This window comes from Iodobacter fluviatilis, from assembly GCF_900451195.1.
GTDB classification, from domain to species: Bacteria; Pseudomonadota; Gammaproteobacteria; order Burkholderiales; family Chitinibacteraceae; genus Iodobacter; species Iodobacter fluviatilis.
In genome coordinates this window covers 620,119-636,810 of the sequence record NZ_UGHR01000003.1, presented here as the reverse complement: position 1 = coordinate 636,810, position 16,692 = coordinate 620,119, and the positions used below count along the sequence as shown (strand labels likewise).

General features: G+C 49.1%; 14 protein-coding genes and 1 pseudogene. 6 read left to right on the top strand and 9 right to left on the bottom strand.

All coding sequences use genetic code 11. The annotated features are described in order from the left end of the window. The first annotated feature begins 171 nt into the window (after positions 1–171). Positions 172–1,956 (top strand): 2-isopropylmalate synthase, encoded by a 1,785-nt coding sequence (locus DYD62_RS18285; RefSeq protein WP_115228822.1) that lies wholly within the window; start codon positions 172–174, stop codon positions 1,954–1,956. Positions 1,957–2,136: 180 nt separating this feature from the next. Here the strand turns inward: DYD62_RS18285 and DYD62_RS18280 are convergent, their stop codons facing one another. Beyond that, a complete protein-coding gene (locus DYD62_RS18280; protein WP_115228821.1) occupies positions 2,137–2,508 on the bottom strand; it encodes a DUF2069 domain-containing protein in 372 nt (123 codons plus the stop codon). After that, complete coding sequence (gene wrbA, locus DYD62_RS18275; RefSeq protein ID WP_115228820.1) at positions 2,505–3,101, bottom strand: NAD(P)H:quinone oxidoreductase; 597 nt, start codon at positions 3,099–3,101, stop codon at positions 2,505–2,507. The genes DYD62_RS18280 and wrbA overlap by 4 nt, the downstream gene beginning before the upstream one ends. A gap of 126 nt (positions 3,102–3,227) precedes the next feature. Between wrbA and DYD62_RS18270 the strand changes: the two genes are divergently transcribed. Next, positions 3,228–4,385 (top strand): YihY family inner membrane protein, encoded by a 1,158-nt coding sequence (locus DYD62_RS18270; protein WP_172476524.1) that lies wholly within the window; start codon positions 3,228–3,230, stop codon positions 4,383–4,385. 41 nt (positions 4,386–4,426) lie between these two features. On the opposite strand, the gene aroB is transcribed toward DYD62_RS18270, so the two are convergent. The 7 genes and pseudogenes from aroB to DYD62_RS18235 all read right to left on the bottom strand — a co-directional run. Next, positions 4,427–5,512, bottom strand: coding sequence for a 3-dehydroquinate synthase (aroB, locus tag DYD62_RS18265; protein ID WP_115228818.1), 1,086 nt, complete (start codon positions 5,510–5,512; stop codon positions 4,427–4,429). Between the two features lie 81 nt (positions 5,513–5,593). Beyond that, the gene (locus DYD62_RS18260; RefSeq protein ID WP_115228817.1) at positions 5,594–6,130 is read right to left on the bottom strand and encodes a shikimate kinase; all 537 of its coding nucleotides are present in this window, start codon (positions 6,128–6,130) and stop codon (positions 5,594–5,596) included. A 64-nt stretch (positions 6,131–6,194) separates the two neighbouring features. Beyond that, positions 6,195–8,300, bottom strand: coding sequence for a type IV pilus secretin PilQ (locus tag DYD62_RS18255; RefSeq protein WP_115228816.1), 2,106 nt, complete (start codon positions 8,298–8,300; stop codon positions 6,195–6,197). Further along, complete coding sequence (locus DYD62_RS18250) at positions 8,297–8,842, bottom strand: pilus assembly protein PilP (RefSeq protein ID WP_233702966.1); 546 nt, start codon at positions 8,840–8,842, stop codon at positions 8,297–8,299. The genes DYD62_RS18255 and DYD62_RS18250 overlap by 4 nt, the downstream gene beginning before the upstream one ends. Next, the gene (locus tag DYD62_RS18245; protein WP_115228815.1) at positions 8,839–9,471 is read right to left on the bottom strand and encodes a type IV pilus inner membrane component PilO; all 633 of its coding nucleotides are present in this window, start codon (positions 9,469–9,471) and stop codon (positions 8,839–8,841) included. Before DYD62_RS18245 ends, DYD62_RS18250 begins: the two co-directional genes overlap by 4 nt. 1 nt (position 9,472) lies before the next feature. Next, positions 9,473–10,069, bottom strand: coding sequence for a PilN domain-containing protein (locus DYD62_RS18240; protein ID WP_115228814.1), 597 nt, complete (start codon positions 10,067–10,069; stop codon positions 9,473–9,475). 68 nt (positions 10,070–10,137) lie between these two features. Then, positions 10,138–11,067: pseudogene (locus tag DYD62_RS18235) on the bottom strand (pilus assembly protein PilM); the annotation flags it as partial. Between the two features lie 302 nt (positions 11,068–11,369). Here DYD62_RS18235 and DYD62_RS18230 point away from each other — a divergent pair. From DYD62_RS18230 to DYD62_RS18215, 4 genes are all read left to right on the top strand, one after another. After that, positions 11,370–13,673, top strand: coding sequence for a penicillin-binding protein 1A (locus DYD62_RS18230; RefSeq protein WP_115228813.1), 2,304 nt, complete (start codon positions 11,370–11,372; stop codon positions 13,671–13,673). Positions 13,674–13,686: 13 nt separating this feature from the next. Continuing rightward, the gene (locus DYD62_RS18225; RefSeq protein ID WP_115228812.1) at positions 13,687–14,268 is read left to right on the top strand and encodes a nucleotidyltransferase family protein; all 582 of its coding nucleotides are present in this window, start codon (positions 13,687–13,689) and stop codon (positions 14,266–14,268) included. Between the two features lie 152 nt (positions 14,269–14,420). Continuing rightward, positions 14,421–15,161 carry a flagellar brake protein gene (locus DYD62_RS18220; RefSeq protein WP_115228811.1) on the top strand — a complete coding sequence of 247 codons (741 nt, stop codon included), beginning with the start codon at positions 14,421–14,423 and terminating at the stop codon, positions 15,159–15,161. Then, entirely contained in the window at positions 15,158–16,615 is a 1,458-nt protein-coding gene (locus DYD62_RS18215; RefSeq protein ID WP_115228810.1) for an NAD(P)H-hydrate dehydratase, read from the top strand. The genes DYD62_RS18220 and DYD62_RS18215 overlap by 4 nt, the downstream gene beginning before the upstream one ends. Positions 16,616–16,692: the final 77 nt, after the last annotated feature.

Here is a 16,692-nt window from a genome sequence, read left to right as displayed (position 1 = left end):
CACTCCGCCCCCAATTCTCCCCATCCCCACCCGCCTCAAAAATAGACAAAATGTCTAATTTATATATTTTTGTCCACAAAAATACTCTTTCATTAAAAAAACCAAGCAAATAGTTTGACACATTGTCACGCCAAAGCTAATCTTTAGTACATAAACCTTGAGGAGATAGCCGTGGAATTAGACATTGAACGTCTAATCGCTGATTTTGGTGGACCTAGCGTATTAAGTGAGGCGCTCAATAATCTGTTTCCGGATGATGTCATTTCACGTGCGGCCATTTACAAATGGCGTGAACGCGGCAGTATTCCGCTCAGTGCCACTAATAAGCTGGCACAACTAGCGGCTCATCAAGGTAAAAGCTTCAATATTCAGTATTACTTTTCAGCCACAGCACCCAAACCTGAGAGAAATGGCATGAGCGATCGTTTGTATATTTTCGACACCACCTTGCGTGACGGTGAGCAATCACCCGGCGCTTCGATGACTAAAGAAGAGAAAATCCGCATCGCCCGCCAGCTAGAAAAACTGGGTGTAGATATTATTGAAGCAGGCTTTGCCGCGGCCAGCCCTGGCGATGCTGATGCCATCAAGGCCATTGCCAGCATTATTGAGCACTCCACCGTCTGTTCTTTGGCACGCGCAAATGAAAAAGATGTGCGTGCCGCAGGTGAAGCCATCAAACCAGCCAAACGTGGCCGTATTCATACCTTTATTGCCACCAGCCCCATTCATATGGAGCACAAGCTGCGCATGACGCCTGATCAGGTGGTGGATGCAGCAGTCAAAGCCGTCAAAATTGCGCTGGAATACACTGATGATGTGGAATTCTCAGCCGAAGACGCCGTGCGCTCGGACATGGATTTCCTGATCCGTATTTTTGATGCGGTGATTCAGGCCGGGGCCAAAACCATTAACGTGCCAGATACCGTGGGCTACAGCATTCCATCCGTATGGGCGGAAAGGATGCGGGAGCTAATTGCCCGTGTACCCAATTCCAATAAAGTGATCTGGTCCACGCACTGCCATAACGATTTGGGCATGGCGGTGGCGAATTCTTTGGCAGCGGTGCAAGCCGGTGCGCGCCAGGTGGAATGCACCATCAACGGCCTTGGCGAGCGTGCGGGGAATGCCAGCTTGGAAGAAGTCGTAATGGCAGTGCGCACCCGCAAGGATTTATTCAATCTGCAAACCCAGATTGATCCTATTCAGATAGTGCCAACCTCCAAGCTGGTTTCCACCATTACCGGCTACCCGGTGCAGCCGAATAAAGCGATTGTGGGCGCGAATGCCTTTGCTCATGAATCAGGCATCCACCAGGATGGCATGCTAAAAAACCGCGAAACCTATGAAATCATGAGCGCGGAATCGGTAGGCTGGAGCACTAACCGCCTGACTTTGGGCAAGCTGTCTGGCCGTAATGCCTTCAAAACCAAATTACACGAATTAGGCATCGATTTGGCCAGCGAAGAAGCACTCAACGCCGCCTTTGCCCGCTTTAAAGAATTAGCCGACCGTAAACGCGAGATTTTTGACGAAGACTTGCACGCACTGGTTTCGGACGAAATGGTGGCCATTGAACAGGAACATTTTAAATTCACTTCTCTGAAAGTGATTTCTGAAACCGGTGAAATGCCATTAGCCCATATTGCTATGAGCGAAGATGGCCATGAGAAACACGGCGAATCCAGCGGCTCCGGCCCAGTTGATGCCGTATTTAAAGCCATTGAAAGCATGGCTAATAGTGGTGCAGAGTTGCAGCTTTACTCGGTAAATGCGATTACCCAAGGCACAGATAGCCAGGGCGAAGTAACGGTGCGCTTAGAAAAATCCGGCCGTATCGTCAATGGCCAGGGCGCAGACACCGACATTATTGCTGCCAGTGCCAAAGCGTATATCTCGGCGCTGAACAAATTGCATAACAAGGAAACGCGCATTAACGCGCAGGGCCCAGTTTAAAAATAAGAACTCAAGACCGGGATACGGCGGGCCAATCAGCCCTGCCGTCGGGGACGCTTCACTCAAGCCATCCTCAATCTGCTACAACAGGGCCATAAGTCTTGTGACGGGCAGACACTCAAACCAAATGGCCAAAAACCAGAGCTAAAGATAAGCCTCTGGTTTTTGGCCTTTTTGTATTTATGCCGTGGCGTTTCCTAAAGACGGCCGCGTCAACCAAGCAAATGCGGCAAAGCCTGCAAAGCAAAGCGTCGCCAACGCGACTTCTACCCCAGCCAGAATTTGCGACAAGCCTTGATCCCCCCAAGCACGCATCACGCCTTCTACAAACCAGATCAGGATATACATCGATCCCCATTGGTAGGTGTAACGACGGCCCTTTAATACTCCCATCAACATCGGCAACAAAAGTACCGCCTTCAATGCCAGCCAGGAGCCGCCCTCTTTCATCGGGGCAAGCCACAACTCCCAAGAGATACACAACACAATCAGCGCAACAAGGCTGGCCACAGACAACCAATGCGAAAAAGTAATCAATCGTTGATCTTTCATTCTGCGGCCACCAGTTTTAGTGCAATTTGTGCAAGCCGCTTACCCTGAGCAAGGCAGAGCTGTTTCTCTGCTGCAGACAAGGGCTGATCAGATTCGCTGCCCGCCACATGGCTGGGACCATAGGGCGTGCCACCGCTGGTGGTGGTACTCAGAGTGGTTTCAGAATAAGGCGTGCCCACAATCAACATACCGTGGTGAAGCAGTGGCAGCATCATGGTGAGCAAGGTTGCTTCATTGCCGCCGTGCATTGAGCCAGAGCTGGTAAACACGCAAGCAGGCTTGCCAATTAACGATCCCTTCAGCCAATCACCTACCGTACAATCCCAAAAATACTTCATTGGCGCGGCCATATTACCAAAACGGGTAGGGCTGCCCAGCGCTAAGGCGATACACTCTTGTAAATCGGCCAGCTCCACATAGGGTGCGCCAGCATCCGGCACACTGGCTTCTACTGCCTCGCAAACCGTGGAAATACGGGGCACGGTACGGATTCGGGCAGTTGCACCCTCTGATTCAATCCCCCGTGCAATCAGCTGCGCCATCTGACGGGTAGCACCATGTGTGCTGTAATAAAGGACAAGGATCTCTGGCATTGCAATTCCAAAATAGTGGGGCTGCGGTATTATAAAGCTCATCCTTCATTTAATCGCACAACCGTGACTCTAAGCCCTCTATTTAACCTTGGTGTTTTGCAACGGCTCTTCGGTTTTTCCCGCTTCGTGGGCCGCAGACTGGTTGCCGATCGCTGCCTGCAAACCGCAGGCAGCCTGACTTACACCACGCTGCTAGCACTGATCCCCCTGCTGACGATTGCGCTCTCGCTTTTTTCTGCTTTCCCCATGTTTGGCGACTACAGCAGTAAATTTAAAATTTTCCTGCTGACCAATTTAGTACCGGATGCATCGGGCAAAGTCATCAGCGTGTATATGCGGCAGTTTTCAGACAATGCCGAGCGACTAACAGCCATGGGGATGATTGGTCTCTTGGTAACAGCGCTGCTACTGATTTTTACCATTGAGAAAACATTTAACGAAGTATGGGGCGTGAAGCGCCCCAGAAAGCTATTACAAAGAACCATTATTTACTGGGCAGCGCTCACCCTTGGCCCGCTGATTATCGGCATCAGCATCTCGCTGACCTCATGGCTCTACGCCCAAACCGGCTTGCATAGCGATGCCAGCCTGCTGAACCTGATGCTGCTTAAGCTAGGCCCGATGCTCTTAATGCTGGGCTCGCTCACCCTACTTTACCTGGCCGTACCTAATTGCTATGTACCGCGCAGCCACGCCTTTATCTCTGCCCTTGTGGTGGCGGCAGCTTTGGAGCTGATGAAACGTGGATTTGGGTTGTATATCCAGCAATTTGGCACGTTTAAGCTGATTTACGGCGCATTCGCCAGCTTCCCCATCTTTTTGATGTGGCTCTATGTAAGCTGGGTGATTATTTTAGGCGGTGCAGTGCTCTCTGCCTGCCTTTCCTACTGGCATGCCTCTGCATGGCGCTGGGAAGGCAATCAGGGCACCCGATTAGAACAATCCATACGCCTCCTGCTGGTTTTAGCAGAAGCACATAGCCGGGGTGAGATACTGCATATCGATAAACTGCGGCGTAAAACACAGCTGGGGCTGGATACTAGCTATTCCTTACTCGAAGAAATGGCCTTAAAGAACTGGGTGGAATCAACGCGGGACGGGGAATGGATTTTAGCAGTAGACCTGCAACGCATCACCTTGCGCGATGTGTTTGAAACCATGGTCACGCCTCTCTCTGCCAGGCTGGAAGCGGGCCTAAGCACAATCCATGAAGAGCTAAAGGGCGTATTAGAAATGTCGCTGGCAGAATATGCAGCAAAAAAAGCAGAAACAATATTGTCTTGATTCAACATCACTGAGGGCAGGTTAATCCTGCCCTCAGTTATTTATACAGAACTACAGCCCGCATCCAGAGCCGCAATCACCGTTTCGCGGTTTAGCTCGCCAATATAAGATTCACCAAGGCAGCGCATCAGTACAAACTTAATTTTGCCCGCATCAACCTTCTTATCCTGCGCCATTAAATCTAAATAGCGTTCATTACCCAGCTGTGGTGCTTGCACCGGCAAACCTGCTTTTTTCAGCAGGGATTCAATACGGGCAATATCATCATCGCTGATCTGATCCAGCTCACGCGATGCGAAAGCGGCCAGCATCATGCCTACCGCAACCGCCTCACCATGCAGCCAAACGCCGTAGCCCAGCCCTGATTCAATGGCATGGCCAAAGGTATGTCCCAGATTTAACAAGGCACGCTGGCCCTGCTCTTTTTCATCCCCAGCCACAATGCGAGCTTTATTCTGGCAGCAGCGTTCAACCGCATAGGCAAGCGCTTCGGTTTCACGCGCCATCAGCCGCTCAATATTAGCCTCTAGCCATTCAAAGAAAGCCAAATCATCAATCAAGCCATATTTGATCACTTCGGCCAAGCCTGCGGATAACTCACGCAGCGGCAGGGTATCCAGCGTCGCCAGATCAGCCAGAACCAGCTTAGGCTGATAGAACGCTCCAATCATATTTTTACCAAGCGGATGATTAATCCCCGTTTTGCCCCCGACCGATGAATCCACCTGCGCCAAAAGGGTTGTAGGAATCTGAATAAACGGCACACCGCGCTGATACACCGCAGCTGCAAAGCCGGTCATATCGCCAATGACTCCCCCGCCCAAGGCAATCAGCGTGGTTTTACGCTCGCAGCGCTCGGTAAGTAGCTCGTCAAAGATTAGATTAAGCGTTTCAGATGTTTTATAAACTTCACCATCAGGCAAGATAATGCTGTGACATTGAATATCTGCGGCTTCTAAAGCATCTTGCAGAGATTTTAAATAGAGTGGTGCCACCGTTGCATTGCTCACAATCACCACACGGGGCTGAAGCAATAAGGGTTTAATGAGCTCAACCTGAGTCAATAAATCACGGGCGATATGAATATCGTAAGGGGCGTGGGCAAGGTCTAGTTTAACGGTCTGCATGGCGCTCCAGCTTTATAGGTTGGGCAAGTGATTTACCCGCACATTATTAAAAACTGCGCAGGCATCTTTGTTATTCGCCAGTTAACGATCGGCGTACAGCTCCAGCTCTTTCATCAAAAGCTGCAATAAAGAATGAACAGTCTGCCGGCTGGTATCAATCACCAGATCAGCGACTTCACAATAAAGGGGGTCTCGAATTTCGTAGAATTCTTGCAAACGTTGTTTAGGATTTTCAGTTTGCAATAACGGGCGGTTTTTATCGTGGCAGGTACGCAAATACAGCTCGTCCACGCTGGCTCGCAAATAAATCACAAAGCCTTCACGCCTCAGTATCGCGCGGTTGGCCGGGTTTAACACGGCTCCTCCGCCCGTTGCTAGGACGATGTTTTTTTGCGCGGAAAGCTCTTTGATCATGGCCACCTCACGACGGCGAAATCCTGCCTCACCTTCTACTTCAAAGATGATAGGAATCTTCGCGCCGGTACGTGATTCGATCTCGTGATCCGTATCATAGAAAACCTTACCGCTGACTTTAGCAAGCGCTCGTCCAACGGTGGTTTTGCCGGCACCCATCATGCCGACCAGAAAAAAATTGCCTGGCAGTTTCATGCCAAGCATTGTATCGGAAAGCAGAGCGGGGCGCGATTTGCGCCCCGCTTATCTGACTAAAAAATTTACAAAATCAGCGTAATGACAGGTCTGACTGAATCACTTTTGGTGAAATGAAAATCAACAACTCACGGCGAATGTCTTTTTCCAAGGTATTTTTAAATAAATGCCCCAGATAGGGAATATCGCCAAGCAAAGGCACTTTGGTCACATCCGAGCCTGCTTCTTGGGTGTAGATACCACCAATCACCACCGTGCCACCATTTTCAACCAGAACAGTGGTATTGATCTGCTTGGTATTAATAGATGGAATACCCAAAGTTACTGTGCCTCGGCTGTCTTTAGTGACGTTCAGCTTCATGATGACATTGCCATCAGGCGTAATTTGCGGTGTCACCTTTAATGACAGCGTCGCTTTCTTGAAAGAAATGGTTGTTGCGCCATTTTGCGAGCTTTCCTGATAAGGAATCTCTTCCCCGCTTTCAATAGAAGCTTCCACCTGGTCAGCCGTTACAAGACGCGGGCTGGAGATAATCTTACCTTTATTATCCGCAGCCAGAGCACTGATTTCCAGACCCAGCAACCAATTTGCATTTGCAGCAATCAGGGCAAAGGTACCTGGAGCACCAACACCAGAACCAATGGCAGGCAAGTTCACATTATTGCCCATCGTCAGAATATTATTGACAGGTGTAGTGGCTGTACCGGTAGTAGTACTTGGAATAACACCAATCCCTTTTCCTGCATTGTCTAAATTATTCCCCAGGCCTAAATCAGTATTACCCAGATGGCCTTTAGAACCCCAGCCCAGCTTCACCCCTAACTCACGACTAAAACCATCATTCGCTTCTACAATGCGGGCTTCAATTTGTACTTGACGCACAGCCACATCGATTTTGCCGATAACTGAACGTACTTGCTCTAATTTGCTAGAAATATCCTGTACAAACAGCGTATTAGTACGGGCATCAATCACAATACTGCCACGCTTAGACAGCATCTGCTGCTTATCATCGGTCAGCATTTTCTTTAAGTCTTCAGCCTTTTGATAACGCAGCTGAAATGCTTCAGTGCGAGTAGGCTCTAACTCATCAATTTGCTTTCTGGCTTCCAGTTCTTGCTTTTCCTTACTGGCCAGCTCTTCACGCGGAGCCACCCAAAGCACGCTGCCATTCTTGCGCTGGTCGAGACCCTTGGCTTGCAAAATCATATCCAGCGCCTGATCCCATGGCACATCTTTAAGACGCAGCGTTAAATTGCCTGTCACCGTATCACTGGTAATGATATTCAGGCCGGTGAATTCGGCAATCACCTGTAATACAGTGCGAATTTCAACATTCTGGAAGTTAAGCGACAGCTTTTCACCCTTAAATGCAGGCTTAATACCGGCTTGCTTATTGCGCTCGTCGTTCACTTCACGAACTTCAATAATAAAACGGTTTTCAGTCTGATAAGCCGAGTATTCCCAGTTGCCTTTAGGCTCAATCACCATTTTGGTGGTTTCGCCCTGAGTATAGGAATCAACCTTTTGAATAGGCGTACCAAAGTCGGTGACATCCATACGGCGCTCAAGCTTTTTAGGCAAGGCTGCTTTATTGAAATCCACCAGAAGCATTTTGCCCTGCTGGCGGATATCAATACCCACATTCGGGCTGGAAAGATCGATCACAACCTTGCCTTCGCCATCTTTACCACGGCGAAAGTCGATATTCTCAATACTATCCCGCTTGTTTTTACTCGCAACTTCCGGAGCTTTGCTCTCAGCAAAGTGAGTGGTACGCGCTTGGGCGGTTACCGCACTGCTTGTGCCATCCACGGTGATATAAAAATCATTGCCCTCCGCTCTTGTCTGATAAGCCGCCTGCTTTTGCATATTCAGCACAACACGAGTGCGGCCGGAGCCTTCGGCAAGGCTGATTAACCTGAGCGCCGCACCATTAACCTGTACCGAGCTTTTACCGGCCTGATTGCTGGTATCTGCAAAATCAAAAGCCACGCGGGGTGGTGTATTCACAGAAAAACTGGTGGGCACAGGTGCAGGCCCGGCAAAACTTAAACGAATAATTTGTTTATCCGCCGAAACATTGCTGATATCGATCGCAGTAATGCTACTTGCAGCTAGGGCAGCAACACTCGCCAAGCTTAAGATAGCTGACGTGATGACATTGAGTATTTTCATTTTTTTTGCTCCGCTTCATCAAGGGATAAACTGGTAGTGCGCTCCACCCAATCACCCCCGCTGTCCTCAACAATTTCTTTTAATTGAATTTCGGTATCCTTCACCGCAGTGACCATGCCGAAATTTTGTCCCATATAACTACCTACTTTTACCCGATATAAATTGCCATCAGGTGCATGGATTAAGCCATTAATAGTTTTACCTTGGGTTAAAGTCCCCACCATGCGTAATTTCTCTAAATCGTAGTTTTCCAAAATTTCTTTGGCACGATTCGTATTCGGAGCTAGGCCACCACCCGTACCTTTTTTAGCCAATTCCATTTTAGCGGCACGAAATGGATCGCTTAAATCAAAGGCTTTATATTCAAACGAAACATAGGGCTTGGCCTCGGGCAAAGCTTCCACTTTGCCACGCAAACCCTCGCTACTTTCTTTCATCCAGCTTTTCAGATCACTATTTTCCTCTCCAAAACATGCAGTTAAGGATGCAGTAGCGATCGTCATCAGCAGAATAGACTTAATTGATCCAAGACGGATTTTCATTTCTGTTTCTTCTTAGCGTCGAGAGCGGCCTGATGCATAGCTTGCAATTCTGCCTCATCAAGCGAGCGGTACGTTTTAGCAATCGCCTGCATGGAAATCACTTCAGGGTCTTTAGTTGATACAAGCTGCAGATTACTTAAAGTAACGATGCGGGAAAGCTGAGCAACATCGCTAACAAAAGCCGCCAAATCGTGGTAATTACCCGAGATGCGAATATCAATCGGTAACTCAGCAAATTCAGAAGTTTTCACTTCAGAGCCCGGTTTAAATAATTCAAAAAACAAACCCCGGCCAACCCCTGCCTGATTGATTTCTGTTAACAGAGATTCCATTTCAGATTTATTTGGCAATTGCCTGAGCAATGCACCAAAAGACTGCTGAATTTCCTGCAACTGCTGGCGATAGGCATCTAAGTTAATCGCCTTGCTTTTCTTATCAATAAAATCTTTCTTTAATTGCTCTTCCTTCGCCCGTCCTGTTTCGAGCTCTTCCATCTGGCTACCCCAAACATAAAAGTAGCCTCCGGAAATGAGCACAACAAAGACCAGAATAATCAAGCCGATTTGTGCTGCCATCGGCCAGTTGCCAACATCTTTAGGATCTAAATTCCGTAGTTCGTCGAGTGTCATTTTAGCCACCCTGCTGTTTACGTTTGCCAGGAGCGGAGGCATTTACCGCTTCTTCTGTTGTACGGGTCACTTTAACGGTAAGCATAAATTCTGATAGTTTTTGATTCCCGACCTGAGCGGCTTTTACTTCAATCAGTACAGGCTGCTCAAAGATGTCTGAATCGTTTAAATTACGCATTAAAGTAGAAACGCGTGCATTAGATTGCGCATAACCAATCAGCGTGACCTGATCATTCACGGCTTTCACTTCTTTCAGATAAATGCCTTCCGGCGTTTGACGGACAAGCTGATCCATTGCCAGAACGGTTTCTGAACGGCCGGATTGCAAGCGTTCTACAATCTTTTTACGATCTAATAAAGACTGCTTTTCGGCTTTTAATTTCTCAATTTCAGAAATTTCACGATCCAGCTTTGTGTTTTCATCCGTCAGGAATTGATTGCGCTGATTTTGTGTTTCGATACGCGCAGAATAAAAAAGATAGCCCGCAACAATAACAGCCACGGCAGCTAGGCACGCCATACCCAGCAGAACAAAATAGCGACTCTGGCGTGCAACACGTTTTTGCTCACGGTGAGGAAGCAGATTAATCCGAATCATGAAGGGTCAAACCTCCGCATTGCCAGTCCGCAGGCAATCAATAGCGAAGGTGCATCAAGCTGCACCTGCTTACCACGTACTTTACCGGTTGCCATTCCCTGGAAAGGGTTGGCCCGCATTGCGCTACTCACATTGGTGCGGCTCGAAACCGCATCGTCCAAACCATAAATCGCACTACAACCACCCGCCAACAAAATATGATCAACTGAGTTGTAGTTACTGGATGTATAGAAGAACTGCAATGAGCGCGAAATTTCCAGAGCCAGCGTATCAATAAAAGGCTGCAACACCTCTGGCTCGTAGTTTTCTGGCAAACCGCCGTGCTTTTTAGCCTGCTCAGCCTCATCGCTGGACATATTAAACTTGCGCTGAATTTCTTGCGTAAGCTGATTGCCCGCATAAGCCTGATCACGGCTGTAAATAGACTGGCCGTCTTTGAAAATATTCATATGCATGGCTGTGGCGCCAATATCCACCACGGCCACAATCTGGTTTTCACCATTATTGGGCAGTTGTGGCTGCATCAGCTCAAACGCGGCCTGTGTAGCATAGGATTCAACATCCAACACCACAGCGCGCAGACCAGCGGCCTCAATCACCGCAACACGCTCATCCACCTTTTCTTTTTTAGCAGCCGCGATCAGAACTTCCTCTTCATCAGGGGCGACCGGAGACACACCCAACACTTGGAAATCCAGATTCACTTCATCAAGAGAAAAAGGAATGTACTGATTGGCTTCGGTTTCAACCTGCATCTCGAGCTCGCGCTCGGTCAGCCCGGATGGCACCAGAATTTTTTTAGTAATCACCGCTGCCGCAGGCAGGGCAACCGAGACATTCTTGATTTTAGAGCCCATTTGCCGCCATGCTCGCCGCACGGCCTCCACCACCACATCCATATTGGCGATATTACCGTCGGTTACGGCATCTTTTGGCAAGAGCTCAATCACATAGCGATCAAGGCTGTAGGTTGTTCCTGATAGGCTCAGCTCGACCATTTTTACGGACGAAGAGCTAATATCAACCCCAATCAGCGCAGGTGCTTTGGGCTTGAGGAAATCGAGATTCAACTCATTTTCCTTTTTTAAATAAAACACTTAAAAACAACTGTTACGAATCTACTTTAGATCGTAGCAGCGCGACTTATCCCTGTAAAGAAAGAACAGTGAAGCTCATTCTTATACAAGCGTATTACTAACATTAGTGCTTTTTCAATTATTTGATGCCAGAAAATAAATGCCAAACATACAAGCTCAGAATCGCGTAAATTAGCATCACTTCCAATCTTCTACCCTTAGCGATGAGCAAACGCCTTCTACTTATTTTTTGCGGCATTTTAATTAGCCTGATGATCCTTGTTGCTGGCCTTGGCGCTTTTGCGCTGGTGATTACCTATCCGCGCCTGCCTTCCTTAGAAGCACTCACAGACTATCGCCCTAAAATTCCACTTCGTATTTACACCAGCGACAATGTGCTCATTGGTGAATTTGGCGAAGAGCGCCGGGCTTTTACGTCTATAGAGCAAGTTCCTCTACTCATGAAGCAAGCCATTTTAGCGGCTGAAGATGAGCGCTTTTATGAGCATGGCGGAATTGACTATCTGGGCGTACTCAGAGCAATGATCAGCAATATCACATCAGGTCAATCAAAATCGGGTGCAAGTACCATTACCATGCAGGTCGCCCGCAACTTCTATTTGTCTAACGAAAAAACATTTACCCGAAAATTTAACGAAGCCCTCCTTTCATTTAAGATTGAACACAATCTATCGAAAGATCAAATTCTTGAACTGTACTTTAATCAAATTTATCTGGGTCAGCGCGCTTATGGCTTTGCCTCTGCAGCACAGACTTATTACGGCAAAGAGCTAAAACAGCTTAGCCCAGCTGAAATGGCCATGCTGGCAGGCTTACCTAAAGCCCCTTCCGCTTACAATCCAGTTGTAAACCCTAAACGTGCGCAGCTCAGACAACAATACGTTTTACGCCGTATGCACGAATTAAAGTTCATTAACGACAGCGATTATGCCACCGCTCAAAACGCGCCATTAGTCCTGAAACGCACGCAGCAGGAATACGCCGTGCATGCCGAATATCTGGCCGAGATGGTGCGGCAAATGATGGTTGAGCGCTATAAGGAATCTACTTACACAGAAGGTTTCAAAGTTTACACAACCCTTCGGAGCGACAGCCAGGAAACGGCGTATCAATCTTTACGGCAAGGCTTGGTTGACTACGACGTTCGCCACGGCTACCGCGGCCCAGAAGGGTTTGTTGCCCCTGAAGTGCTTCTTCCGGGCAAAGAAGAGCTACTGGACGAAGCACTTGCAGAGCAAAAAGACTCAGGTGATTTACAACCCGCCATCGTATTAAGTGCCAGCCTTCAGTCAGTAAAAGTTTATAAAAAAGGCGGTGAGCAAGTTGAAATTAATGCCGAGGGCTTACGTTTTGCCCGCGCTATGCTGTCAGAAAAAATCGCACCGGCAACCCGAATCCGCCCGGGTGCGATTGTACGGATTAAGCAAACAGATAAAGGCTGGAGCCTGACTCAGCTTCCTCAGGTCGAGGGTGCATTTGTTGCATTAGATCCACAAAATGGTGCAATTAGAGCGCTGGCTGGCGGTTTTGATTTTAACCGCAGCAGCTTTAATCATGTGACGCAGGCATGGCGCCAGCCCGGCTCCAGCTTCAAACCATTTATTTATTCTGCAGCCCTAGAGCGCGGTGTTACGCCCGCCACACAAATTAACGATGCGCCACTGGTGATTGATCCTGCTCAGGTAGGGGGGCAAAGCTGGGAGCCTAAAAATAGTGACGGTAAGTTTGAAGGCATGATGAGTGTACGTACAGCGCTCACCCGCTCTAGGAATCTGGTCACAATTCGCATATTGCAGGCGATAGGTGTGGATTACGCGCAGGCACATATCAGCCGCTTTGGTTTTAATCCTAAACAGCACCCTGCTTATCTGACAATGGCTTTGGGCGCGGGTAGCGTAACCCCGCTACAAATGGCTGAAGCCTATGCGGTGTTTGCCAACACAGGCTATCGCGTACGCTCATATTTTGTGGACCGGATTGAAGACAGCCGGGGCCGTGTTCTTGCTAAGACCCAGCCCGAAGTTGCAGGGGAAAACGCACAGCGCACCCTGGATGCCAGAAACGCTTTTGTAATGAATAGCCTCTTACATGATGTGGCCACGCAGGGTACGGGAGCCAAAACCAATATCCTGGGCAGAAGCGACTTAGCGGGTAAGACCGGTACAACCAATGATGCCAATGATGCCTGGTTTGCAGGCTATCAGCCTGGCCTTGTAGCGATTTCATGGGTAGGTTTTGATCAGCCCCGCTCTTTAGGCGCAAGGGAATACGGCGGAGTAGCAGCCCTCCCCATCTGGATAAACTACATGAGTAAGGCGCTTAAAGGCGTAGACAATGTGAGCTATCCGGTACCTGAAGGGGTTACGCCGCAAACCATTCAGACAGAGCGTGGCGCATACACTGAATATTTCTTCAGCGAATATCTGCAAACCAATCCAGAATTAGGATTAGGAGGCGGAGCGGGCAGCGCTCAACCACTGGATGAGATCAAGGAATTACTCTTTTAGGGGCACCTAAACTATGAGCAAGCCGCACGTTCTCGACCGTCAGTCTTCTGTCTTGCGAGCCCGGATAGCCGAACGTGCGGCGCGCTTAATCGCTGAAGATCTTTTGCATGACTTTGCCCTTGCCAAAAAAAAGGCCGCCAGACAACTAGGGATTAGCGAGGGGCGCATGATGCCCTCGAATCAGGAAATAGAAACCGCCCTAGCCAATTACAGGGCGGTTTACCACCCAGAACACAGCAATCACCTCAATAATCTGAGACAAAAAGCACTTAAAGTGATGCGTATTCTGGCCCATTTCCGCCCCTGCCTGACAGGATCGGTTTTATCCGGCGTTGCTGGCGCAAACTCCGACATTAATTTAATTATCTTTTTAGATGACCCTAAATCAGCTGAAATTTTCTTACTCAACCAGCAAATTGATTACGATATTTTGCCGCCAGCCAACGGCCGCCAGCTTGCAGATTACCCTTCATTTTCTTTTTGGTTTGACGACAGCCCAATCAGCTTACATGTACGCCCCCGTGATGCAGAGCGGCAAAAAGAAGAACGAATGCGGCTGGATGAACTGGAAGCCTTGCTGTCTATCGCAAACTAAAGCGTCTAGGCCTCTTAATTTATGACCTAAACAATAGTCAATCCATAGAATGACTTACACCATATTCATTAAAGCGCATAGCAAAGCAAGCTAGGATTAAGTCCCAGCCAATGATATAAAGTAGCTTATCTTTTCTTTTACTGATTAACACAATGCAACAACCTCCCACGCTGGAGCCCGTTTTTGTATCAGATACGGGGCCCTATCTCGTCAGCGCCAGCATAGAAATAAAGTATTTGCTTAAGCAATTACTGGATAACGGTGAAATAATTTGCCTTTACCCTGCAGGAAGACGAGAGCCATTTGCAATCAGTACCCTGCTCAGCATTACGGACAATGAATTATTGTTTGATGCCAGTAACGATATTGTCACCAATGCCGCGCTGATTAAAGAAGGCCGGATGCTGCTGGTGGGCGTTGTAAATAAAGTGAAAGTGCAATTTGAGCTGCCCGATGCAGTTCTCGTCGCCTATGAAGGACGCACAGCGATTCGCAGCAGTGGCCCGGTCCAAACTCTGCGTATGCAAAGGCGTGATTTTTATCGCCTGGATATCCCCATGTCACAAAAAGTGGCCTGTGTTATTCCATTTGACGGAGGGCATACTGAGCTATCCGTCACAGATATCAGCCTTGGTGGCTTAAGCCTGCTTGGGGTATCTCCTGATTTGCCCATGCTCGTGGGCGATACCTTACACAATTGCCGCATACAACTACTCGATATAGGTGTGGTTGAAGTGGATATGCAAGTTTGCATTGTGATTGATGTAACACTGCGAAATGGCATTAAAACACAGCGGGTAGGCTGCCGTTTTTTTGATTTATCCGGAAAAATGCAAACGCTTATTCAGCGTTTTATTAATAAAATTGAACGCCAGCGAATCTCACGCGAATGATCAATTCCCCGCTCTTTTTTAGCCAGAAACTAAGACAAACCGAAAGCGCTGCAGCCGGTTTATCGCTGATGCACAGAGCGGGTGAAGCCAGCGCCAGCTGGATATTAAAACACTATCCCGCAGCACAAATAATTTATGTGCTGGCAGGGCCGGGCAATAATGGTGGCGATGCATTAATCACCGCCAGCCTGCTTCAGCAAGCAGGCAAAACCATTTTGCTCAGGCTGACCAGCCCTTCTATCACGGCAGACGCCAAAAATGCTTTTGCAAAATGGCAGGCCACTGGCGGCCAAACCATTCTTGCCACACCGGATCATGCCGACCTGGCGATTGACGGGCTGTTTGGGCTTGGGCTGAATCGCGCACCATCTGAAGCAGATGGCCAGATCATGGCCGGGCTACAAGCACTGGGCTGCCCGATTATTGCACTAGATATCCCAAGTGGCTTGATGGCGGATAGTGGTGCAGCGCCAGGAGCCGTCATTCACGCCACTCATACCCTGAGCTTTATCAGCCACAAGCCTGGCCTGTTTACCGCTAGGGGCTGCGATGTGTGCGGTGAAATCAGCCTGCACGATTTGCAAATCCCAGCTCATCTCTATCCCGAAGCCGACGGGTATTTACAAAACCATGCCCCGGTCAGCGTGGGCCAGCTATTACGCAGGCCAGACAGCCATAAAGGCAGCTACGGCACAGTCGGCGTGATGGGCGGAGCCAGCGGCATGTCAGGTGCCACCTTGCTAGCCGGACGGGCCGCACTGCATATAGGCGCAGGCCGCGTGGTACTGGGCCTGCTGGATAAAACGCTGAGCGCAGACCCAGTGCAGCCCGAACTGATGCTGCACTCTGCAGAAGAAGCCCTGCAGCACCCTGCCCTCAGCTTTATGCTTACCGGCCCCGGGCTTGGCAATAGCGCCGCTGCTCTTGCAACACTCCGGCAAAGCATTGCCAGCCCTCTAGCGCTGCTGCTTGATGCTGATGCACTTAATTTACTTGCCGGCTCAGCAGAGCTGACTGCCGCCATGCAAGAGCGCAGCTCCCCCAGCATAATCACACCACACCCTGCAGAAGCAGCAAGGCTGCTGCATACCAGCACTCAGGCAGTGCAAGCCAATAGAATCGAATCCGCACTTACCCTCGCACAGCGCTATAAAGCCACCGTCTTGCTCAAAGGAGCGGGCTCGGTATGCAGCGACGGGCAAAGCTGGAGCATCAACGCCAGCGGCAATGCAGCCCTTGCCAGCGCAGGGCAAGGCGACGTGCTCTCTGGCATCATTGCCGCCCTCGCAGCACAGGGCCTTAAACCGCTGGATGCAGTGCAAAGTGGCTGCTGGCTGCACGGCCGCGCTGCGGACGATTGGCGCAGAGCGCATCCCAATGGAATTGGTTTAACGGCAAGTGAAACAATAAGCTATGCCAGAGCGGCGTTGAATCAGGTTTTGGGGGCGTATTAGACCTTCGATATTTCGTTGCAAAACCCAAATTTTGAAACACTTTAACCCCAGAGAAAACGGAGTTTCACCGAGGAAAT